A 22103-nucleotide genomic window follows, 5' to 3' on the forward strand; every position below is an offset into this window, starting at 1 on the left:
CCAAAGCGTCAACCGTACTTAACGCTTGATCAGGTGAGTCGCCGACCGGACGAGACCGTCCAGCAGATCAGCGCGCCGCTGCAGCACGCCGCGCTCGCCCACCCCCTGCGCCAACGCCTGCTCTTCGCCCTGAGCAGCCGTCCGTCGACGATCAGCCGGCTCGCCGCGCAGCTCGGGGTGAACAAGGGCAGCGTCTCGCACCACCTCAGGGTGCTGGGCGAGGCGGGGCTGGTCCAGGACGCGGGAACGCGACGGGTGCGCGGCGGCACCGAGAAGTACTACCGGCGGACCGCCGATCGCTTCTTCGTCGCCGAACCGCAGGTAGAGGGTACGGCCGCGCTGTTCGGCGCCGTCGCCCAGGAGTTGGACCGCTCGCCCGTCGACCACCTCCTGGCACTGCGCCACCTCCGGCTCAGCCCGGCCAAGGCGGCGCGGCTCGTCGAGGCGCTGGCCGGACTGGTCGACGAGACGGAGGAGGACGCGGAGGGCGAGCCGGTGTACGGCCTCCTGGTGACGCTCTACCAGCAGGTCGGGGCGTAGGGGCGGCCTGCTCCGCCAGGAGGGTCGAGGGGGCCGGGGGCGGTCAGCGCAGGGTGACCTCGCGGGGGCCGTTGAACGGTGCCAGGGACAGGACCGTCTTCGGGGTGCGCAGGGCGTCGTGCTCGGCGAAGAGGCGGCGGACGGCGGGGACGTCGACCGGACCGACGGTCAGGTGGGCCACCTCGTCGTACGGGGCGTGGGGCGTGTTGGTGGAGTCGGTGCCCCAGGTGTCCCAGAGCAGCGTCTCGACCTTGTTCAGGGCCGCGAGGTCGAGCCGGGTGGAGTGGGCGACGAACCACGCGCCGTTGAGCGGGCCCTCCTCGGGCGGGTGGACGCCGAAGGAACCGGCGGCCGCCCGGTCGGAGCGGATCGTGCGCCAGGCCCGGCCGGCGACCAGGAAGCGGTCGCGCGGGACGTCCATCGGGTCGAAGTCCACCCGCCAGGCGGCGGCGACCTTCGGGTCGGCCAGCTGCGGGTCGGCGAGCAGCCAGCCCCGCCGGTCGTCCCAGTACTCGGTGGCCACGTGGTCGCAGTGGAAGCCGTCCGGGCCGAGGTAGCCGGCGAAACCGCAGCGCAACCGGGCGGGGATGCCGACGTGGCGCAGGAAGGAGCAGTGCAGCAGCGCCAGGTCCCGGCAGACGCCGACGAAGCGGTCGGCGGGCGCCCGGGGATGGCTGAGCGGGGCCGGGTCGCGGTCGGTGATCAGGTGCAGGATGTCGTCGAGGTAGCGGGTCTCGGCGTCGTGGTGGAGCCGGTTCGCCGGGATGGGGTGGTGGAACAGCCAGCCTTCGAGGCGATGGATGATCAGGTTCCGGGCGATCCGGGCGAGTCGGCGGGGGTCCTTGGGGAGGTCGGCGTAGCGGGGGAGGTGGGCGCCGGGGTCGGAGAAGACGCTCTGTCCGAGGTAGAACGCGGGGAAGTCGGCGGAGGGCACGGGGAGCTCCCATGGGGCTTCGGCCGCATGATCGATGGCTGGGCCGCTGGTGCTCACCGTGGCAAATTTCGGGGGCGATTGTCCAGAAGAGCCCGATGGGCAGGGGTGGTTCGGCAGATCGGTGTCGTTCTGCGGGTGGGGGTCGTCCGGTGGGAGGGCGTGGTCGGGTCGATCGGGACGCTTCGGCGGGTCGGGCGGGTCGGGCGGGTCGGGCGGTTCAGTCGGGCGGTCGGCGGGCCGGGGTGGGGGCGGCGCCGCCGTCGAGGTACTCGACCCGGACGCCGGGCAGGGTGCGGGACCAGGCCCTGGCGAGCGGGGCGAGCCGCTCGGCGGAGAGCGGCGCGAGGCCGAGGCCGATCGGGAGGTGGGCGCGGCCGTCGGCCGTCCGGTACGGGTGGGGCCAGGCGTGCAGCCGGGTGGCCCCCGCGTCCTCCAGGGCGGCCAGCAGGGCGCGGATGCGGCCCCGGACGAGGCCGAGTGACTCCTCGTCGGTGCCGATCACGGCCCAGGCGGCGTGCCGGCGGTGCAGCGGGGGAGCGGCGAGCAGGGCGGGCCACGGGTTTCCGGCGGCCGTCCCGGTCTGATCGCCGGCTTCCCCGGACTCGCCGGCTTCCCGGGCCTTGGTGGCTTCCCCGGCCTCGATGGCTTCCCCGGTCTTGGCGGCGTCGGTGGCCTCGGTGGTCAGTTCCCAGGCGCGGTAGAGCTCCTCGGTGAGCAGATCGCGGGTGTCGGCGCCGACCTGGGTGGTGCAGCTGCGGACCGGGGCGGAGGGGGTGAGGACGGTGAGCGGGCCTGGGGAGGCCGGCAGCGGGTCGCCGGTGAGGGCGACGGGCCGGCGCCAGTCCCAGCCCGCCCAGGTCTCGGTGAAGCGCCGGAAGAGCTCCTCCTCGGGGCTGCCGGTGGCCTCCAGGACCGTCCGGGCGGCCAGCACCGACCAGGCGAGCGACGGGAGTTGGCCGAACGGCGCGGAGTCCAGGCCACGCGCCCGGGCCCAGGCCTTGACCTGGCGGGCCAGCCGGACGAAGCGGCCGTGCCGGTCGCCGAGCGCCGTCAGGATCGCCTCGGCGTCCGTGACCGCGCTCAGTGCGACGGCCTCGGCCTCGCCCAGCTCCGCACGGCGCTCGACGGCCCGGGCCGGGTCGAGCGCGCCGGTGAAGACCACCACGAGGTCCACCGCCAGGCCGTCGGCGGTCAGCCGCAGCCCCGGCACCCGGGCGCCGCGCACCTCGCGCAGCCCGAGGGCCCCTGGCAGCGCGGCCGCCACCCGGGCGCGGACGGCGGGCAGATCGGCGGGGCCGGGCAGCGCCGCCACCAGGTCGAGGTCGGCCCCGTCCAGCTGGCAGCCGAGCCGCCGGGAGCCGACGGTGTGCACCACACCCTCGGGCAGGGCCGCCGCGATGCGCCGGGCCAATGCCCGGGCGGTGGAGGTGTGTTGAGGTGGCTCCGGGGCCGGCGAGGCGATCGGCTGCTCGGGCACCGGCCGCACCTCGCCCGTCCCCAGCGAGACCACCGCGCGCGGCCGCATCGGCTCGGCGCCCCGGCGGGAGAGCACCACCAGCTCGCCGACCCGGGCGGAGGCCCCGGGGAGCCGGGCCGCGCAGTCGGCGGCCACCGGCTGCGGGTCGTCGCTGCGCCCGAGGGTCAGGTGCGGGGTGAAGCCCTCCGCCCGGCCGCGGCAGCGCGGGAAGCGGCGCTCCAGCGCGTGCCGCAGCGCCGCCCAGGGCGCGGGCGAGCCGGCGGCCGGGTCCAGCCAGACGGTGGCGTCCTCGCGGTGCCCGAAGGTGTGCACGCCCTCCAGTCGCGCGGTGAACGGTGCCGTCTCGGCGGCGGCCGCACCGAGCAGCGGCAGGGCGCGGTCGAACTCGGACTCCGGGACGAAGCCGAACAGCAGGTTGACGTGCGGGGGCCAGCGGCGCAGCTGCGGGTCGTAGGCCTCGCGCAGGCGCTGGATCGGCGGCCACAGCTCCTCGGGCGGCAGCCAGGCGACGGCGGTGCGGGCGGTGGGTGCGGCGTCGAGGACGTCCGGCGGGCCGTTGTCCGGGTCCTCGCCGTCGAGCGCGAGGTCCACGGCCACGCCGTAGTGGTCGGAGGGGAGGAGCCCGTCCCCGGCCGGGCGGTCGCCGAGCAGGACGGCCGCGGTGGCACGGGTGCCGTCGGCGCGGTGCAGGACGCGGTCCAGGCGGCCCGGGCGGCCGGTCAGTGAGGAGACCGCGGCGAGCGGGTTGGCCGTCGGGTCGAAGGTGGGGGTGTCATCGGCCGGTCCGTGCACCTGGGTCCAGGCGTCCCGCAGGCCGAGCGCGGCGGCGGGGCCGGCCGGGCCGGAGCGGCCGTCGTTGAAGTCCCCGAGCAGCAGCAGTTCGCCCTCGACGCCGGCCAACCCCTCGGCCAGTCGGGAGAGTTCGGCCCGGCGGCGGTCGGCGCCGTCCGGCGAGTGGTCGCTGCTGAGGTGGACGGCGGCGACGGTCAGCGGCGTGCCGCCGGTCCGAACCGAGAGAGCGGCGACGGCCTTGTGCGGGCCCAGAGCGTGCCGCCCGGCCGCGGCCACCGGCAGCCGGCTGAGCAGCAGCAGGCCGTGGTCGCCGACGTCCGGCCCGAGCGGGTCGGCGCCCAGGGTGTACCCGGCGCGGATCCAGGGGGCCGCCAGCAGCAGGGCGACCAGGGCGGGCTCGACCTCCTGGAGGGCGATGACGTCGGCGTCGGCGGCCTCCAGGGCGGCGAGCAGCAGGGGGCGGCGGCGGGCGGTGGCGATCCGGTCGGCGTCGTAGCGGTCCCACAGGGTGTTCCAGGTGACCACGCGCAGGCCGGTGGCCGCCGGGACGTCCGTGGCCGCCGGGACGCCGGTGGCCACCCGGGTGTCCGGGCCGGCCTCGGCGGGCCGCCAGCCGCCGCCCGGATGCCAGGCGTGCGGGACGGTCGCGGTGAAGAAGGGCGAGGGCAGCAGGGGCGGATCGGTGCGGTGCCCGGCCTCGGTGGAGTCGAGCAGGTCCACGCCCGAGGCGCGGTCCCAGACCCGTACGCCGTCGGCCTCGACCCAGTGCACCCGGTGCCAGGGGATCTCGCCCGAGGCGGCGAAGGCCTCCAGCGGGACGCGCTCGGTGCGGTCGTCGCGCTGGCGCACGCCCAGGGTGAACCGGGCCGGGTCGAAGCGGGCGTCCCAGCGGATCCGCTGGCAGATCTGTTCGATGGGGCGCATCACGCCTCCTCCTCGTCGAGGGTTCCCGCCGTGTCCTCCACGATGCCACCGGGGCCGACGTACCAGGTGCGGTGCGCCTGGCCGGGGTAGGGCGGGCCGAAGCGGTGCAGCTGTGCGGTGAGCACCTCGGCGGGCACCGGGTGCGGGCGGACGGCGTTGCGGCGCACCAGTTCATCCTCGCCGACCATCAGCACCACCTGGGTGATCAGGGCGTCGCGGCGCTGGGCGACGGCGTGGACGTGGGAGCGCTGCTGGCGGTTGAGCGAGGTGGCGTCCCAGACCGCGGTGGCCGCCTCGCCGTCGCCCGGGGTGCACAGGGCGGCGTCCAGCCGGGCCAGCCCCTCGCGCAGTACCTCGGCGTTGTCGCGCTGGTCGGCGCGCGAGCCCCGGGCGGCGCGCAGGTCGTCCAGTGAGATCCGGGCGGTCACGCCGGTGAGCCCGGCGGCGAAGCTGCTCTTGCCGCTGCCGGAGGGGCCGCACAGGTGGACCAGCCGGGGGAAGCGGCCGTCGCGCCAGCGCCAGGTGGCCGCCACGGCCTCCTCGGCGGTGGTGATCCGGCCGAGGGCGTACGCCTCGCGGGCCTGGGCCCAGCAGCGGTCGGCGGCGTCGCGGTCCAGTCCGGCCAGCGCCTCGCGCAGCCCGGCCCGCAACCGGGCGAGCGGCGCCCCGTCGAGCAGCCCGGAGTCCTCGGCGTGCAGCGCCGACCAGGCGACCTGCTCGCGCTCCGCCCGTCCGGGGGCGGCGGTCGCGGCGACGGCGTGCAGCACCCCGAGGTCGGCGGCGGCCGAGAGCCGGACCAGCCCGGCGCGGCGCTCCCCGTCCGGGTACGGCTGCTGGAGGGCCGGGTGCAGCCCGGCCAGGTCGGCGACCCGCCGGGCCAGCGGCAGGCCGAGCGGCCCGGCCAGCCGCGGCGCGAGCGACTGCCGGCGGGCGGTGCGCAGCGCGGTGGCGAGCACACCGGCCAGCCGGGCGTCCCCGCCCCGGCCCAGTTCGTCCAGCCGGGCCGACACGTCCGCCAACTCCTCGGGTGGGCAGGTGAGTTCGGGAAGGTCCAGGGCGGCCGCGAGGGCGGTCGGTTCGGGCAGCGCGCCGGAGCGCACGGCCCAGAGCGCGGCACCCGGGCCGAGCCCGTTCTCCACCACGGCGGCGTGCATCCAGTGGGTGTCGGTGCGCACGTGCCGCGGGCGGACCCACTTGGCGACCCGCTCGCCGAACTCGGCCCGGGAGAAGCCCCGGACCGTCCGCACCACGTACCCCTCCTGCCGGTCGAGGTCCAACCGCAGGGCGCGCAGGGCGCGTTCGTCGTAGCGGCCGCGCCACAGCACCCGCGGGGTGGGGACGCCGAGGCGGCGCAGGAAGCGGACGGTGTCGTCCCAGTCCAGGCAGTGGTCGCGGCCGTCGTCCCGGCTGCCGTCCCGACTGCCGTCCCAGCCGTCGTCGTGGCTGTCGTTCCTGCCGTCGCGTTCGCCGCCCGTCCAGACCGAGAAGCCGTAGAACCAGCTCTCCAGATCGGTGTACGGGATCGAATGCCGGGCGAACAGGTTCTCGCCGCAGATCCGCCAGCCCTCCGGGATGCGCGGGGCGATCCGGCCCTGGAGGCCCTTCACCCAGGCGCGGGAGGGGTGGTGGGCGGAGTCCAGCGAGCGTGCGTGCAGGCCGTCGCGGTAGAGCGTGGTGTTCTCGCCGTCGAGCTTCTCGGTGACGACGACCTCGGCGCCGGCCAGCGCGGACAGGTCCCCGGTCCGTACGTCGTCCGCCGCGGCGCCCGGTGACCAGGGCAGATGCGGCGTCCGGGGGTAGTGCACACGCATGTCCTGCTCCCTGGGCGTTCTTGATCCGGCCGACACTGTAGGAGCCGCCGCCGAGCCCGGGCCACCGATTAAACGGCGGGCCCCGGGTGCCGAAGGACCTGGCCGACACGCGGGCAGGAACGTCCCTGCGCCACCGGACCGCGCCACCGGGGTCCAATGACGCGACCCGACACAACGTCAACAGGGGAGGCCGACCGGTGGAGACGAGGACGAAGGACGAGGACCCGGTCCGGGTGCTGGACGTGACGAGCGCCGACTACCGCCGGGCGTTCGAACTGTTCCTCGCCGGAACGGACGAGAAGCCGATCACCCACGACCGGCTGAGCGAGATCGTGGCCACCCTGCCGCACCGCCGGGTCCTGCTCGACCTCGGCGCGGGCGACGGCCGCACCACCGCCTACCTGAGCCGCTCCTTCGACCGCACGATCGCGGTGGAACCCAGCGCCGCGATGCGCGAGAAGCTCGCCGAGGCCTGCCCCGACGCCCTGGTCCTCCCGGACCCGCTCGACCGGGCCGCCCCGCCCGAGCGGGCCGACCTCGTCCACCTCTCCCACGTGCTCTACTACGTGCCCGAGGTGGACTGGCTCCGCACCCTCAACCGCGCCCTGGACTGGACGGCCCCCGGCGGCACCCTCCTGGTCGTGCTGCAGAACCCGGAGAGCCCCTGCATGCGGATGGCCGCGCACTTCACCGGCGCCCGCTACGACCTCCGCCCGCTCGCCGACCGCCTGCGCGAGCTCCACCCCGAGCACGGCTACGCCCTCGAAACCCTCGACCTCCACTACCGCGCGCCCGACCTCACCGTGGCCGTGGACGTCGCCGAGTTCATGGTCAACGTCGCCGACCTGGCCACCCTCGACCCCCGCCCCTCCCGCACGGCCCTGGCCGCCTACGTCCAGGACCACTTCGCCCTCCCCACCGGCGGCTTCGCCATCGGCCACACCCAGGACATGCTCATCATCCGCCGCGCCGCCCGGGCCTGAGCCGAGCCTCCGAGGGCGCTCCGAGGGTGCGGGCCGCCTGGCCGTGACCAGAACTCGATTGCGTCACAGAGAGGTTGGCGCCCCACGGAGCGGGCAGAGCCGATCCAGGCAGCACGTGACCGAGGGGGACGGTGTCCGATGCCTTCAGCCATGCCGTCGAGCGGTTCGGACGGACCGGGCGCGTCCCGGACCGGCGTTCCGGTCCGACCGTGGACGACCCCCGCCCAGCAGGCGGCGCCGCGCCGGTCACGGGCCGGCCTGGTGACACAGTTCGTCCTGCAGTTCCTCTACCTCCCGCTGGGACTCCTGCTCGTGATCGGCTGGATGGTCCTGGCGTTCTGGGGAGGCTCCGTCGGCGGCGGCGGTCCCGATGCCGCCGACCTGGCCGACACCCTGGCGGGGCTGTCGGCAGCCGGGATCTCCTGGCGCCGCCTGCGCGTCGAGTGGAACGGCAGGCCCGAGGAGTGGGAGCGGTTCACCGACGAGCTCCTGCGGAACCGTTTCGCCGCCGCCGAGCGGACCAGCGGCTGGAGACCGGCCGAGCTGCCGCCAAGCGGCGTGCGCCGGGCCGTCACGGGTCTCGAACGCCACTACTACCGTGGGCTGACCCCGCTGCGGGTCGAGGAGCTGGCCGGGCGGCACGACTGGTCGACGGACTGGGCGAAGAGCAGGGCGGTGCAGGGACAACTGCACTTCTACCGCCTCCTGCCACCTCCCGTGCCGACCGGTGTGCCCGATCCGTCCGGACCACCGCCCGAGCCCGGAACACCGTGGGGCCCGATGCGCTGCCGCGTCGTGCTGCCCCTCCTCACCCTCGTCCTCCTGCCGGGAGTCCGCTTCCTGGAACTCCGCCGCAGCCCGAACGCCTACGTGCGCCATCTGCGGAAACACCTGCGGAAACGTTTCTGTGCCGAGCTGGCGCGCGAACGCAGCAGGAACCACTACCGCTTCGACGGGACGGGCCGGGTCCTGCGCCGGGTCGCCGTCCGGGCCCGGCACTACCGGGGCGTGGGCGCCGCAACCGTCCTGCGGGTGGCGGCCGAACAGGGCTGGAAACTCGACCACTCATTCCCCACCGACCCACGGCACACCGTTCACCTCTGCCTCCCGGACGACGGCCGCCGCCCCGGGCACTGACGCTGTACACGGGTGCCAGGCCCGCTTCGTCCGCGACTGCCCGGCGCACCCGTCGGCGTGTCGTCAGGCCACCGGCCCAACCGCGCGCGCGTCCGCCCCGCCGACCTGGTGAGCTGTGCCGGGAGTCCGCGACCCGACCGGCCTCCCCGACGGACCGAGGGAGGACCCCGTGCCGGACACGCCGACGTCGTACGCCGACCTGCGCGCCCTGGTGATCAACTGCACGCTCAAGCGCTCCCCGGAGCGCAGCCACACCCAGGGCCTGATCGACGTCAGCACCGGCATCCTGGAACGCCAGGGCGTCGCGGTCGACGTCCTGCGGGCGGTGGACATCGACATCGCCACGGGCGTCTGGCCGGACATGACCGAGCACGGCTGGGAGACCGACGAGTGGCCGGTGATCTACTCCCAGGTAATGGCCGCCGACATCCTCACGCTGGCCGGGCCCGTGTGGCTGGGCGACAACTCCTCCGTGATGAAGAAGGTCATCGAGCGGCTCTACGCCTGCTCGTCGATCCTCAACTCCGAGGGCCAGTACGCCTACTACGGCCGGGTCGGCGGCTGCCTGATCACCGGCAACGAGGACGGCGCCAAGCACTGCGCGATGAACGTCCTCTACAGCCTCCAGCACCTCGGCTACACCGTCCCGCCCCAGGCCGACGCCGGCTGGGTCGGCGAGGCCGGCCCCGGCCCCTCCTACCTGGACGAGGGCTCCGGTGGCCCGCAGAACGACTTCACCAACCGCAACACCACCTTCATGACCTGGAACCAGCTCCACCTCGCCCGCATGCTGAAGGACGCCGGCGGCATCCCGGCCCACGGCAACCAGCGCTCCGAGTGGGACGCCGGCTGCCGCTTCGACTTCGAGAACCCCGAGCACCGCTGAACGGCCCGAATGGAGGCGCAAGCCTCTCGTACGCGGCCAGGCAGGACATGCGACAGTAGCTTCTGGTCCCGCATCCGGATGTTCATGACGGCGAGTCGCGATTTCAGGTGCGCGAGGGCGACCGCTTGGACCGGTCGCGGAGGCTCAGTTTGGTCAGGATCCGGGAGACGTGGGTCGTGACTGTCTGGCCGCCGATGATCACGCCTCGCTGGTCGGGGAGGTCGGGAAGAAGCCGGGCCGGCCGCCGCCTGGGCCGGTGAAGCGGTACGTCGTGGCGGAGGAGAGCACGCTGCTCGGCGGGTCGCCGTTCTCGATGACGATGGCCTGGCCGGGGAAGGTCAGCATGTCCTGGTAGAAGTGGTCGACCACATTCGAGGTGATATCGACGTCCTCTCCGACCGGTTCGCGGTAGGTGACAACGGGGGAGTCGAGGACGACGAAGCCAGGGTGGGGCAGGCCCCCGTTGAGGCAGTACCGGGCGAGGGCGGTTGTGAACGCGGAGTGCAGGACCGAGCGCACGCCCTGGCCGCGGCCGGAACGGGGGCGGCTGCCGGCCCGGACGTCCATGCCGTACTGGTCGTACTCGGCGAACTCGACCGAGGGAACGGACCAGGCATCCAGCGTCCGCCTCAGCACATCGTCGAACCTGGAGAGCACCCGGGCAAGGATGTGGCTGGCGGGCCGCTGAGACCGGACCGCGCCTGCTCCGTCGAGTTTGTAGCGTCGATCCTCTAGCTCCTCGATGCGGGCATGGAGCTCGAGCTCGCGTTCGGCGGTGGAGCGGGCAGCCAGGAGGTCGTCCATGTGCGTCCGCAGGGGTGCGAGACGCTCCTCGGCCTCGGAGATCTCGGTGTCGAGCTCTCTGGCGCGCAGGAGCAGGACGCCCCTTCGTCCGACGAGCTCATCCAGCTGGGTCTGCAGGTCCGCGATGGTCGGGAGGAGATCGGCGAGGAGCGAGCCGGTCTTGGCGGCTTCGGCTTCAACGGCCGCGTGCAGCTGGGTCGTTTCCTGCTCCCCGTGGCCGTGGTGCTGGTGTTCGGGTTCGGCGCCGCAGAACACGCAGGTGCCAACGCGGAAGTAGCCGAGGATGCTGCCGGCTTCGCTGACCATCGCGAGCCGGTCCAGGTCAGAGCGGTACTGCTGTTCCAGCAGCCCGAACCGGGTGAGCAGGTCGTGGACCTCGGCCAGGCGGGACTCGACGGCGGCGAGTTCCTGCGCGGCATTGATGCGGTCGGAGACCGCGCCGATGTGGCGGTCGGTGATCACCCGCAGGGAACGGGACTGGCCGTCGATGGTGGCCTGGATCCGCGTCAGCCGTTCGCGTAGTTGGGAGGCGTTTTCCCGGGTGGTCAGCTTGGCGGAGAGTTCGACGACGATCTGGTCGAGGAGCCCGATCTGGCCCTTGTGGACCCGGCGCTCGTTGGTGTTCGGCCCGGTGTCGACCACCGGGTCGTCCTCGCCGGTCAGCAGGTACTTCATCACCGAGGCGGCAGCGGTTTTGCCGGACGCCGCATTTGACCGCAGGACGGGGGAGAGGGGGTCGCCCATGCGGGTCTCGGTCACCAGGGACAGGTGGACGAGGTCGGCCAGGGACAGTCCGCGGGTGCCGCCGGCGTCGTTCTTGCGGATCCGGGCGTCGGCATAGCCGAGTTCTGCGAGGAGTATGGCGGAGAGGCTGCGGGAGCTGCCCGAGCGGTGGACTGCGGTCAGTTCCCGGTCGGACCTCCGGGTGACCAGGTCGCGCAGGTCCTCGTAGTGGACGGCGACAGTGCTGGCGCCCGGTCGCCGGACGAGGGTGATCGGCGCTCCATCGGGCATTTGAAGCCCGAGGAGGATCTGGCTGTAGCCCTCGGCTTCGGGGATGAGCGGCAGACGCGCACCACCGAGCATGTACTCGATGGACTCGACGATGAAGGACTTGCCGGTGTCGGACGCGCCGTAGATGACGGTGAGCTCGGGGCCGAAGGCCACACGGGCGGTGGGCTTTCCGGAGCCCGCGTAGGTAAGGTGGGTCAGTCGTAGGTCAGCCACGAGGAACCTCGGGGGGTAGGGGCGTCTCGGCGGGGCGGTTGAGCAGCGCACGGGTGGCAGCCCGCACGTCGGCGCCGGGCGCGTACTGGTGGACGGCCCATTCGGCGCGCTCGCGCAGGCGCTCGACATAGGGGGCTTCGAGCAGTTCGACGAAAGCGGGCCCCCGCTCCGTCGCGCGGTAGACGAGGCCGTCGTCGGCGGGCTCCAGGCGGGCCAGCTCGGCGCGGATCAGGACGAGCAGCGCCTGCTCCAACAGGCCTCGTTTCATCCCTAGTTCGCCCGGCCGGGCGGGCAAATCGGGGTGAAGGCTCGGTGGGCCGTCGAACTCGCCGCTGTGCAGGAGCGCGTAGTCGAGAAGGGTGATCTGGGCCAGGTCCAGTGGTTCGGGATGGCTTTCGGCGAGAAGCACAAGTGCGCGCATCCCGATTTCCAGGGGACTGTTTAGCGGATTCACGCGGCACCTCCGCGGCACCAGATCAAACGGTCGGCGTTGGCCAGGTGGTGGCAGACCCCCTTGCGGTCCAAGGGTCGTACGAACTCGGTGAGGATCGTCTTGGTGAGCTCGACGTTCCCGGAGGCGGCCAGGACCGCTTGCACGCGGTCGTACCCGTACTCGAACCTGCCGGCCGCGACCTCGACCACGATGTCGTAGACGTCGTCGAGGACGGCTTCGAAGTGCCCGCCGGCGGTCGAGTCGCGGGCGAACAGGCGCAGCGATTCCGCGCTGTAGAAGGCCTCCCGCTGCCTGCGCAGGTGATCGCGTGCCTCGTCGTGTTCGGCGATGCGCTCCAGGTTGTCGGCCTGCTCGCCCCAGAGTTCTCCGTAGGCCCGCACCAATTGCTGGATGTAGCGGGCCTCCTCCGGAGCGTGAGCGTCAGGCGGGAGCATCCTCTGCGGACGTGGTGCCGGGGGTTGGGGGAAGCGCACCGCCCAGTGCGGTGTGGTCTGGTGCAGCGACAGCATCTCGTCCATGTCGATGGTGGTGAACATGGAGAAGTCCGTGGCATCCGCGAGATCGCGGACTTCTCGCCGTCTCTCGGCGGTGAGAGAGGTGATGACGGGATCACGGGTGGAAGCCAGCTCCCTGAGGAACTCGGCTTTGGACTCGGTCTTCTTGGACAGCCGCCGGACGAGTCGGGGACCGATGATCGGAGCGACGAAGACGTACTGCTGGGGAACCGTGAAGTGTCCGGTCACCGCTGAAGCGAACATCTTGCGCATCTCGGGAGCGGCTTTCGACCATGTCAAGGCCTCTCCGTAATGCTTGCACTGGTAGTTGTGCCACGAGCCCTCAAGTCCGTCCGGGGTCAGATAGCCCGCGACATCGACCCCGTGATCGCCCGAACCGCCGTGCCGCTGCACCGCGACGTACTTCGTCGCCAGAGCGGGGACCCACTCCTTGACGAACTCCTCGAACTCGTCGGGATCGTACGAGAAGACGATCTTCTTCGGGGATGGCACGGCATGGGTTCTAAGCCAGGGGCCGACGAGGGCCGGTGGTGACGGATGCCTGTCGTCCGCTCCGGTGTCGACGCCATCAGACACTCTCCCCAGCCCCCCGAGTCCCGCACATCCGTGATCGGCTGATCACTCGGGGTCAAGTGATATCACCGCCACCCTGATCGGGAGAAGAGTACGAACAAGGACTGACCGTTCGTGGTTCCTTTTAGGGGTGGCGGGTATCCACCCGGAGCGGTGCGACTCCGAAGGTCCTCCAATGGGTTGTGCTGCTCAGCGCGGTCGGCGCGCGTATCTCGACCTCGCCACACTCGTTGCCGAGGGCATGTCCCCGGCCTGACGCTCTCCTACCCGCAGCTCCCGTCCCGGATGCGCGGAATCAGCCCCTGCATACCCGTCACCGCATCCTGGGCACGGTCCGGCCCGGGCATCGTGGGGTCGAGGGACCCAGCGAGGGCGGCCAGGGACCCGGGTGCCACGGTGTCCAGGGAGGCCAGCACGGTTCGTCCAGCCGTCGGCGAGACGTCGTCGAGCACCTGAACGCGGTCGGCGGACAGCTGGGTTGGGGTGTACAGCCCGGTGAGGTTGACCACGACGCCGCGCAGGCCCGCGTCATCGCTCGACAAAACCGCTACACGGACCGATGGTTGGACGACCAGGCCGTCCACGAGGAGGGCGCCGCCGTGTTCCGTCCAGGTCACCTGGACGTCCTTCAGCGCGTCGGCCCAGGCGGTCCGGAAGCCGTGGACGTCGAACCGAGGCGCTCCCGCTTCGGCTGCTTCCGCACCTGGAGTAGTCCGGCCGGCCAGTCGGCGCGGCCGTCCCCGTGCGCGACAGCGGTGTCGAACTCCGCGACGCCAACTATCCGTTCCAGCACGTCCACGCAGGACCAGTCTGCCGCTGGCTCGCGCAGGCGGAGCCGGACCGTGGCCCCGTACTCCTCGCCCCTGAGCGTCCGCTCGACGATCCGAAGAGTTGGCCTGGGCCGTGGATTGACGCCTCCAGGACCGACGTGGGGCGACCCGTGGGGTCCATCCGGCAGGTAGTGACGGTGAGTTCGTCGGCCAGCATGAAGTAGCTGAGCACGCCGATGCCGAACCGGCTGTTGGTAACAGCTCGACCGGCGGGTCCAGTCGGTCCCAGGCGGCGCGTTTGAATCTGAACTCCGGTTGCTCGGCGAGCCGCGCTCCGGCCTGGGAGAACATACTGCGCAGTTCGGCGCCCCCATGAATCCGTATGGGCCGAGGCGACTCGTGTACAGTGGGCCCCTGCCGACCCGCAGAGGGGCGGGGGTATTCAACCGTGCAGGGCCCGGTGCTGCATACGGTGACTCGAGGGTGCGTAGCGCACCTGCTCTGCGGGAGACAGCTGTGCCATCCGTCGTTCTCAGGCATGTCGGCTCTCGCGTCAGTACCGGGTCTCGTGAGGGCGGGGAGATATGTCGTGCAGTCGACACGCGCAGCGGGCAACCGGAGTTCCAGCAGGCTCAGGGCGGCCCATGAGCGGAAGCGTTTCACCGGCGAGACCCTGGACGTTGCTCTCGCCAGCCTCGGGCGAGGCAACGTCATTGCCCTCGACACCTGTTCACCGGGTCAGCGTTCGCTTCGGGCGCTCCTTGCGCTCGGGCTGTTCAACGACGGGCCCATCGGCGGGCGCGGCGGCGCCTGGGGGTGGAGCCGCCTCAGTGCCTACGATCCAGTGATGTCGGCGCGCTGGGACGAGCTGGTGATCGTTGCCGAGCGCGCGCCGGACAACGTCGCCGACCTGCTGGTGTCGAAGCGGGATCAGAACTCCCTCCACGTACCAGGCCTCCGGTTGTCCGGACGGTCGGTCAGCCGCCCGGAGACGTTCCATCTGCGGCACAAACCCACGGGCGCGCGGCTGGTCGTCACCGGACGTCCGGGCGGACCGCGCCGGGACGCATCGCTGACCACCACACCATGGCGGGGGCTTCGAATGTCCGGTGACGAACTCACTGGGGCCGAGCGGGACGCCCTGGACGGTCTTCCGCACATCACCCCTGACGCCGAGGTGCTGCTCGCCGGACTGGTGTCCCGGTACACCCTGGAGGACCGGGAGGAGAACTGGGCCACCAGCTGGGACTGGGACCCACTCGACCGCCCCGGAGACCGCCGCCAGGACGCCGAGCAGTTCGGCCGCGGCGTGCAGCGACGACTGTCCGGCCGAGGGGACTCCTGGGAACTCCGCTGGACGGGCTACCCCTACCCAGCCGATCTCGCCCGGGCGCTGACACACCCCGTGGTGGGCATCGCCGGCGCGGGGCTGGACCGTCACCGCGACACCTTCGAGGTGACGTACGGCGGCGCCTGTCTGGAACTTCGGGAGGGGATCTGACGGGGCAGGGGTTCCTGCGATGGTTGAGTTCCCGTTGGCTTTGCTGGATGGCCTGCCTGCATGGGTGCGGGCAGCGCTGGTGGCGCTCATAATCCTGGGCGTCCTGGCGCTGCGCGTCCTGAATCGCCTGATCCCGCAGAACTCGCGGGACCGGTTGTCCTGGTGGCGAGCCGTCCTGCAGTACCTTCGCGATCGCGCTGACCGGCGGAGAGTACTCCGCCGTGAGAGGGCCTCCGGCAGGCATCGGTTCTGAGACGTGAATTCGCCACCCAGGGACGTCGAACGCCAGATGCCGCAGCCTGACGGCCAGCTGCGTGCGGGGGAGTGTCGAGGACGGAGGTTCTGCCGCGCTGTCGGAGAATCCGCCCAGCACGTCATTCGGCTGTGGACCTTTGCCTCGGTCAGATCATCCTTCGAGCTCAGCTGCACGAGTCGCGTGGCCAGGAGGGTGCTCGTGCGGCTGAGCTGGGAGGACGGCGTGGCCGTGCCGGGCAGCATCGGTGCGAATAAACCGGAGAAGCGGGCCTGAGAGAGATTTAACAGCGATCTGCATTCCTCGCAGCCTCGCCCTGCGTAGCCTCGCGGGTCTCGCCGGTGTGGGCCGGGATGGCAGGTCAGGGCATGCGTTCGCCGTACTGGGCCAGCAGTGCTCGCAGTCGGATGGCCTGATAGTCGTCGGTGCGACCGTGGCGCTTGCTCTTGTTGTTCCGCCTCCACACCCCAAGCCGCCGTTCGATGATGTCGGCTGCGTGTGCTCGTGGCATCCGTCCGTATTCGGCCGCCCAAGCGCTGAGCTCGGCTAGCGTGGCGTTCCAGGAGTCTTCCTGCGGCGTCCATGCCCAGCCCGGTAGGTCCTCCAGGGTGGCTATGCGATCCGCGTCATAGCTGGCACGCCGGTTCCGGAAGGAGTTGATCCAGACGCCAATCTTGTGCCCACTCCATTCCTCTCGCTGCTTGATGCTGCCGATGCTCCGATCACCGGCAACGAGGACGGCGCGAAGCACTGCGCGATGAACGTGCTCTACAGTCTCCAGCACCTGGGCTGCACCGTCCCGCCGCAGGCCGACGCGGGCTGGGTGGGGGAGGCGGGCCCCGGCCCGTCCTACCTCGACGTCGGTTCCGGTGGCCCGCAGAACGACTTCACCAACCGCAACACCACCTTCATGACCTGGAACCAGCTCCACCTGGCCCGCATGCTGAAGGACGCCGGCGGCATCCCGGCCCACGGCAACCAGCGCTCCGAGTGGGACGCCGGCTGCCGCTTCGACTTTGAGAACCCCGAGCACCGCTGAACCGCCGGCCGTCCGCGTGAGGGGGCTGGAACGGCTGGCACGGCCGGCAGTGGATGTTCGTCATCGAGGGCCTTCCCTGCGTCCTCCTGGCCGTCGTCGCCTTCAAGTACCTCCCGGACGGCCCGGCCACGGCCCCGTGGCCGACCGCCAAGGAGGCGGCGCTGGTCGGCGAGGCGGCGACTCGCGAGCAGGAGGACGGTGCCAAGGCCGCCGGGACCAGCTGCGGTTCCCTGTTGACGGTGCTGCGCGACAAGCAGATGCTCATCGCGATCTTCGCCAGCTGGACGCATCAGGTGGCGCTCTACTCCGTCGGCTACTTCCTGCCCGGCATCACCGGTGGCTTCGTCGGCTCCTACGTCATGGGCTGGGCCGAAGAGAGCACCGGCAACCACCTGGCCGGACGTGGATCTCCGTCGTGCTGCTGGCCCTCGGCGCGGCGGCCGCCACCCGCCTGCGGTTCTCGCCCAAGGACGAGCGGGGCAACGAGGGCTGACCCCTTTCCCGGGCCGGTCGACCGGCCCGGGAACCGGCCCCGCAGCCGGTCGCGCCGGCGGCACGGACGGCAGGTGGCGCCGGCTCCGCCGACCGGCACCCCCGGCGACGGCCGGGCCGAGGCCCGCACCGGCCCGGAGGTCCCGGCGGTGAAACCGGCGAACGATCAGGTCACCACCGGCCGCCCTGCACTGCGCCCGCTCCGCACGTGCGGGCCGGCCTGCCGCCGGGCCCTCTCTCGCGGATCGCCCTCGGACCCATGTCCGGGGCATCGGCCGATCCCGGCCCCGACGAGACCGATCCGCCAGGAACCGGTTCGATCCGGTGATCCGGCAGCGAACTCCTCAGTGTCTCCCCTGATCGGGGCGGCCACCGAAGTCATGACACCCCGTGGTGCGGCGGTGGCCGGTCAGGAGCTGATCACCTCCAGGACGGGATGGAAGGCGGTGTGGCTGCGGGCGTCGAGGTTGACGGCGAGGCCGACGGTGGCGAGGGGCTGGAAGAGGGCCAGGGCGAGGGACGGGTTGCCCGGGGTGACGGCGGAGGTGACGTCGAGGGGGATCCAGTCGGGAGTGGTGGAGATCCGGCCGGTGCCGAGGGGTTGGGCCAGGGCGGGGGCGTTGGCCCAGGTGACGGCGAGTTCGGTCCAGGGGGTGGGGGCGGTGGTGAAGGCCTGGAGGGTGGCGAGGGTGCCGCCGGAGTCGGCGACCGCGCCGTGGACCCAGAGGACGGCGCGGCGGACGGTGCCGGGGACGGCGGTGGTGTCGAAGGTGAAGAGGGCGCGGCGGCTGAAGCCGCTGTCGGTGGTGCCGGTGTTCTTGACCGTCAGGGTGGTGGCGGTGCCGTAGTTGGTGGTGGCGTAGGAGCCGTCGCGGACGAAGCTGTCCTGAGTGGGGTCGAGCAGGGTCGCGGTGGCGGTCGCCGGGGCGCCGGAGGCGGTGGTGAGGGTGATGGTGCGGCCGGCGCCCTGGGTGCCGCCGAGCTCCACCAGGAGGGTGATCGTGCCCTCGGTGGAGAGCACGCTGACGCCTTCGACGGCCGCGGTGGGGCGGCCCGTGCAGGCGAGGGTGACCGTGACGGTGGCGGCCCGGCGGGACGGGTCGGCGACGGTGACGGTGCGGGTGCTGGCGGTGTCGCGGACCAGCACCGAGCAGGGGGCGGAGGCGGTGAGCGGCCCGGCCGTGCCGGCGGCGAAGAAGTTGGCGGCCGTCACACCCGAGGCGGAGTCGGATATCGCCTGAACCGTACGGGAGTTGGCGAGGGTGGTGACTGTGGGGGCGGCCGCCCGGGCCGCGGTGGCCGCTGCGGTCGCGCCGGGCAGCAGCTGGTACTCGTACCCGGCGTCGGTGGGGTCGGTGCCGTGGTCGAACCAGAGGGTGAGGTAGCGGCGAGTGAGCTGCTCGGTGGAGCCGTTGGTGTTGATGTCGTGCCAGCTGCCGGTGCGGGCCTCGCGCTTCGCCTGGAGGGCGGTGCCGGCGGGCAGGACGTAGCCGCCGAAGCCCGCGACGGCGACGGCGCGGGCGCCGTCGAAGCGCTGGGACCAGCCGAGGGTGGTGGGCTGGGCGGCGCCGTCCACGGTGAGGGCGTGGGTGCCTGCGGGGCCGAGGTTGCGGTTGTCGACGACGGTCTCCACCGGGGTGCCGTCGGTGCAGCCGATGCCCGCACCGAGACAGACCACCGAATCGTCCAGCAGGAACCAGGACTTGCGTCCGGTCAGGGTGGAGGAGAGGCCGCGCAGGTCCTGGCCGACGGCGGCGTAGGTGCCGTCGGTGGCGCCGCCGGCCCAGGTGGAGTCCGGGCGGGGTGCGCCCCAGGCGCCGCCGGCGGCGTCGGCGAGCGGCTTGGCGGAGACGGTGGTGCCGGGGAGGCGGTACGGGTCCACGGTGGGCCAGAAGGCGTCCGAGTACTGGCCGTTGCCGGAGGTGGCACCCCACCAGGAGAGCATGCCGTTGTTGGTGTGCCAGCCGCGCAGGTGCTCGCCGTTGCCGGTCTCGTAAAAGGTGGTGCGGGCGGAGCAGAGGCTGAGCGAGGCGGCCCAGCCGGAGCGGCGGACCACGGCGCGGTCCATCGCGAACACCCGGGCGCCGAGCGGCTCGGGGGAGGCGGCGGTGGCGGAGTTCAGGAGCGCCTGGGCGCGGGCGAGCTCGGGGACGTCGAGGTAGGCGTTGGAGAGGTAGGGGAGGTAGTGGTCACGGGTGAGCCAGCCCTTCACGGCGGAGCGCCAGGCGGCGGACTGGGCGGCCGGGGCGGCACCGGAGTCGGCGAGGCGGAGGATGTGGCCGATCAGGGTGTGGCCCCGGGTGTGGTCGTCCTGCTGGAGCTGGAACTGGTCGCCGCTCTGGCGGCCCCGGCTGACGGCCCGCCCGCTGACGGAGTCCATCACCAGGCCGTTGTAGAGGAAGGGCGCGTAGGCGTCGGTGACGGCGTCGAAGACGTTCTGCCGGGACGGGTCGGAGATCTGCCAGGCGGAACCGGCCAGCAGGGCGAAGAGCCTGCTCAGGCCGCCGAGCAGCACCTCGCCGTAGGAGCCGGTGTACGGCACCCAGGTGTGCTGCACGAAGGAGCCGTCGGCGTACAGGCCGTCGCCGGTCAGTACGTACGGGAAGACCGGGGAGAGCGCGGTGGTGGCGGTGGTGAGCTTGGCGGAGGCGCGACCCAGCACGCCGCGCAGGGCCAGGACGCGGCAGAGGTCCACCCGGTTGCCGCCCGTGCTGGTGCCGGTGTAGCTCGACACCTGGGAGTCGGGGACCTGGCGGTCCACGGCGGCGAGCAGGGCGGAGAGCCGGGTGGGCGTCAGGAGGTCGTGGGCCAGGACGCAGATGTCGAGGAGGGCCTGCGGGGTGCCGATCTGCCAGTCCCACCAGTTGCCGTAGGCGGTGGTCGTGGGGGTGTAGGCGCCGGTGGTGGTGTTGAGGTGGTTCAGGCCGGTGGTGATCGCGGCGGCCAGGGCCTGGTCACCGGTCAGACCGGTGCCGGGCTGCGCCCAGGCCATGGCCATGGTGCGCAGGCGGGTGTGGGAGGCGGTGACGTTGGCCGAGTTGGTGCCCAGGGGGAGGTCCGGCCAGAGGGAGGTGGAGGCCGGGGCCATGGCCTGGAGCTGGGTGCGGGCCCGGTCGCCCAGGGCGGCGAGGGTGGTGGCGTACGGGGCGGTGGCCGGGTCGAAGCCGGTGCCGGTGAGCAGGTCGCGCCAGCGGAGGCGGAGGGTGTCGTAGGCGTCGGCCGCGGCCGTGGCGGGGGTGGGGAGGGCGCCGAGTGTGAGGGCGGTGGTACTGATGGCGGCGAGTTGCAGCAGGCGGCGGCGGGAGAGCAGGGCGGGGTTCGGTGCGGTGGGCACGAGGGGAGGTCCTCCCTGGAGGTGGGGGCCGGGCGGGACGACGGTAAGCGCTTTCCCGAAGGGTCGTCAATGGGTGGGGAGGAGACCGGGAGGGAGCGTGGCAGGAGACCGGTGATCGCTTACCGGACAGGGGAGGCCGGCTGCCCGCGCCCGCATGCCGGACAGGGTCCGGCGCCCCTCGGCGGCGGGGCGCCCCCGTGCGAGGCGCTCCCGTGGTGGCGCGGAGGACCACCCGGACCGGCGCGTCGAAGCCTCCTCCGCCGTCGCCGGAGCCCGGGCCGGGTGCAGCGGGGCAGCGGTGCAGCAGGAGTCGAGGGGCGCGGGCGCGCGGGCCGGCTGGGGCAGGGGCACACCTCCCGAACGGGGTCGGACTACCGTCCGTTCGCGGCCGTCGCCCGCCCGCGCAAGGAGACCCCGAAGCGTGTACGGAGCCGGTGCACCTCCCACCAGGCCACCGCCGTCACCGTCGCGGGTCCGCCGACCACGGCGCACAGCTGGACGGGCGGCGGGCCGGGCGGCAGGCCGCCGAACAGCAGCCCGATCCCGGCGAACTCCCAGACCACGATGCCGGTGAGGATGGGCGGGAACGTCGCGTGCACCCGGTCCATGGTGAATGCCGTACGGGCCACCGTCGGCGAGGCGAAGGCCACGAACATCAGCACCCAGATCGGCGCCGTCATGACCAGCAGGTCGAACAGCGGCCCGAGGAACAGACCCTGGACCGACCCCCGCGCCTGCGAGGCCAGCCACAGCAGAGCCGGAACCGCCGTGCACGCGCCCACGTACTTCAGGGCCATCAGCACCGCAGGCCGCACCTGCGCCCGCATGGCCGGTCGGGCGGCCGGCCCGGCGAGCCGGAACAGGACCCCGACCACCACCGGCGTGGTCACCAGCACCAGCACCGGCGTGACCGCCAGTCGGACCTCGAACTGCTCGTCGAGCCGGCCCCAGTCGTCCGCCGACCCGTACACCACAAGGACCCAGAACGCCGCCGCGAGCGCCAGCCACCCCCGGATCCGCTGCACCCGCAGCACCGCTTCGTCGGTGATCCCCGGCGGCCCCGGCACCGCGAACACCCGCCGCGCCTGCCGCCGCGCCGTCCTGGCCATCGGGTAGAGCCCCAGGAGCACCAGCAACGGCCACAGGCAGAACATCAGCGGCACCAGGACCCAGCCCCCGACCGTCCGCCGCACGGGCGCCAGCACCTCCCGCAGGGTCGGCCACTCCTCGCCCCGGAACCGCTGCCACAGCGGGACACCACCCGGCTGCTGCGGTTGGTGGGACCCGTCCCAGTAGGGGGACCGCCGCAGGTGCTCCTGATTTCCGTACCTCACGCCGAGTTCCTCACGCGCGCTGTGCCCGTCCGCCGACACATGATCAATCCGTCAGCGCCGCACCCTACTGCTGCCCGCCGGGGCCTCACCCACCCGGCCCCGGTTCCACCGAGACGATCCAGGTCAGTTCGCAGCCGGTTGCAGACGCCCTGCCAGTTGCCGTACCTCTCCGGCAGGTGCACCCGCTGTGCCCCTGTCCGAAACTTCCGGGCGATGGCGTCGATCACCTCTCGGTGGTCCCGCCACCGACCACCCCGCCCCGGTGTCCGGTCCGGAAGCAACGGCTCGATCCGCGTCCACTGCGCGTCCGTCAACGGCACACC

16 protein-coding genes and 1 pseudogene are annotated in these 22103 nt (G+C 72.7%); 6 read left to right on the forward strand and 11 right to left on the reverse strand.

The window, feature by feature from the left end:
• The first annotated feature begins 33 nt into the window (after positions 1-33).
• On the forward strand, positions 34-540 hold the full coding sequence (locus ACFVUY_RS29050; RefSeq protein ID WP_387734804.1) for an ArsR/SmtB family transcription factor: 507 nt from the start codon (positions 34-36) through the stop codon (positions 538-540).
• Positions 541-583: 43 nt separating this feature from the next.
• Here ACFVUY_RS29050 and ACFVUY_RS29055 read toward each other — a convergent pair whose 3' ends face one another.
• The 3 genes from ACFVUY_RS29055 to ACFVUY_RS29065 all read right to left on the reverse strand — a co-directional run bounded on the left by ACFVUY_RS29055 (position 584) and on the right by ACFVUY_RS29065 (position 6478).
• Positions 584-1474 carry a transglutaminase-like domain-containing protein gene (locus ACFVUY_RS29055; RefSeq protein WP_387684677.1) on the reverse strand — a complete coding sequence of 297 codons (891 nt, stop codon included), beginning with the start codon at positions 1472-1474 and terminating at the stop codon, positions 584-586.
• Between the two features lie 217 nt (positions 1475-1691).
• Positions 1692-4667: an RNA repair domain-containing protein gene (locus ACFVUY_RS29060; protein ID WP_387734806.1), complete on the reverse strand. Its 2976-nt coding sequence runs from the start codon at positions 4665-4667 to the stop codon at positions 1692-1694.
• Positions 4667-6478: an RNA ligase family protein gene (locus ACFVUY_RS29065; RefSeq protein ID WP_387734808.1), complete on the reverse strand. Its 1812-nt coding sequence runs from the start codon at positions 6476-6478 to the stop codon at positions 4667-4669. The genes ACFVUY_RS29060 and ACFVUY_RS29065 overlap by 1 nt, the downstream gene beginning before the upstream one ends.
• A 197-nt stretch (positions 6479-6675) precedes the next feature.
• Here ACFVUY_RS29065 and ACFVUY_RS29070 point away from each other — a divergent pair, with 197 nt between their 5' ends.
• The 3 genes from ACFVUY_RS29070 to ACFVUY_RS29080 all read left to right on the forward strand — a co-directional run bounded on the left by ACFVUY_RS29070 (position 6676) and on the right by ACFVUY_RS29080 (position 9484).
• Complete coding sequence (locus tag ACFVUY_RS29070) at positions 6676-7461, forward strand: class I SAM-dependent methyltransferase (protein ID WP_387734811.1); 786 nt, start codon at positions 6676-6678, stop codon at positions 7459-7461.
• Between the two features lie 261 nt (positions 7462-7722).
• A complete protein-coding gene (locus tag ACFVUY_RS29075) occupies positions 7723-8598 on the forward strand; it encodes a hypothetical protein (protein ID WP_387734814.1) in 876 nt (291 codons plus the stop codon).
• Positions 8599-8767: 169 nt separating this feature from the next.
• A complete protein-coding gene (locus ACFVUY_RS29080; RefSeq protein WP_387734816.1) occupies positions 8768-9484 on the forward strand; it encodes a flavodoxin family protein in 717 nt (238 codons plus the stop codon).
• A gap of 198 nt (positions 9485-9682) precedes the next feature.
• Here ACFVUY_RS29080 and ACFVUY_RS29085 read toward each other — a convergent pair whose 3' ends face one another.
• The 4 genes from ACFVUY_RS29085 to ACFVUY_RS29100 all read right to left on the reverse strand — a co-directional run bounded on the left by ACFVUY_RS29085 (position 9683) and on the right by ACFVUY_RS29100 (position 13674).
• Positions 9683-11515 (reverse strand): hypothetical protein, encoded by a 1833-nt coding sequence (locus ACFVUY_RS29085; RefSeq protein WP_387734818.1) that lies wholly within the window; start codon positions 11513-11515, stop codon positions 9683-9685.
• The gene (locus tag ACFVUY_RS29090) at positions 11508-11987 is read right to left on the reverse strand and encodes an ABC-three component system middle component 2 (protein ID WP_387734821.1); all 480 of its coding nucleotides are present in this window, start codon (positions 11985-11987) and stop codon (positions 11508-11510) included. The genes ACFVUY_RS29085 and ACFVUY_RS29090 overlap by 8 nt, the downstream gene beginning before the upstream one ends.
• The gene (locus ACFVUY_RS29095) at positions 11966-12976 is read right to left on the reverse strand and encodes an ABC-three component system protein (RefSeq protein ID WP_387734824.1); all 1011 of its coding nucleotides are present in this window, start codon (positions 12974-12976) and stop codon (positions 11966-11968) included. The genes ACFVUY_RS29090 and ACFVUY_RS29095 overlap by 22 nt, the downstream gene beginning before the upstream one ends.
• Before the next feature lie 344 nt (positions 12977-13320).
• Positions 13321-13674, reverse strand: a complete 354-nt coding sequence (locus tag ACFVUY_RS29100) for a hypothetical protein (RefSeq protein WP_387734827.1) — start codon at positions 13672-13674, stop codon at positions 13321-13323.
• A gap of 742 nt (positions 13675-14416) precedes the next feature.
• Here ACFVUY_RS29100 and ACFVUY_RS29105 point away from each other — a divergent pair.
• On the forward strand, positions 14417-15328 hold the full coding sequence (locus ACFVUY_RS29105; RefSeq protein WP_387734829.1) for a hypothetical protein: 912 nt from the start codon (positions 14417-14419) through the stop codon (positions 15326-15328).
• 614 nt (positions 15329-15942) lie between these two features.
• Here the strand turns inward: ACFVUY_RS29105 and ACFVUY_RS29110 are convergent.
• Positions 15943-16332 (reverse strand): hypothetical protein, encoded by a 390-nt coding sequence (locus ACFVUY_RS29110; RefSeq protein ID WP_387734962.1) that lies wholly within the window; start codon positions 16330-16332, stop codon positions 15943-15945.
• On the opposite strand from ACFVUY_RS29110, the pseudogene ACFVUY_RS29115 reads away from it, so the two are divergent.
• Positions 16303-16620 (forward strand): annotated as a pseudogene (locus tag ACFVUY_RS29115) (flavodoxin family protein); the annotation flags it as partial. The gene ACFVUY_RS29110 and the pseudogene ACFVUY_RS29115 sit on opposite strands and share 30 nt — an antisense overlap.
• Positions 16621-17521: 901 nt before the next feature.
• Here the strand turns inward: ACFVUY_RS29115 and ACFVUY_RS29120 are convergent.
• From ACFVUY_RS29120 to ACFVUY_RS29130, 3 genes are all read right to left on the reverse strand, one after another.
• Entirely contained in the window at positions 17522-20446 is a 2925-nt protein-coding gene (locus tag ACFVUY_RS29120) for a polysaccharide lyase family 8 super-sandwich domain-containing protein (protein ID WP_387734831.1), read from the reverse strand.
• A gap of 371 nt (positions 20447-20817) precedes the next feature.
• Entirely contained in the window at positions 20818-21780 is a 963-nt protein-coding gene (locus tag ACFVUY_RS29125; RefSeq protein WP_387734832.1) for a hypothetical protein, read from the reverse strand.
• Complete coding sequence (locus ACFVUY_RS29130; RefSeq protein ID WP_387734834.1) at positions 21777-22100, reverse strand: transposase; 324 nt, start codon at positions 22098-22100, stop codon at positions 21777-21779. Before ACFVUY_RS29130 ends, ACFVUY_RS29125 begins: the two co-directional genes overlap by 4 nt.
• Positions 22101-22103 lie beyond the last annotated feature (3 nt).

It is taken from the genome of Kitasatospora sp. NPDC058063 (genome assembly GCF_042885395.1).
In the GTDB taxonomy this organism is placed as follows: Bacteria; Actinomycetota; Actinomycetes; order Streptomycetales; family Streptomycetaceae; genus Kitasatospora; species Kitasatospora lactacystinica.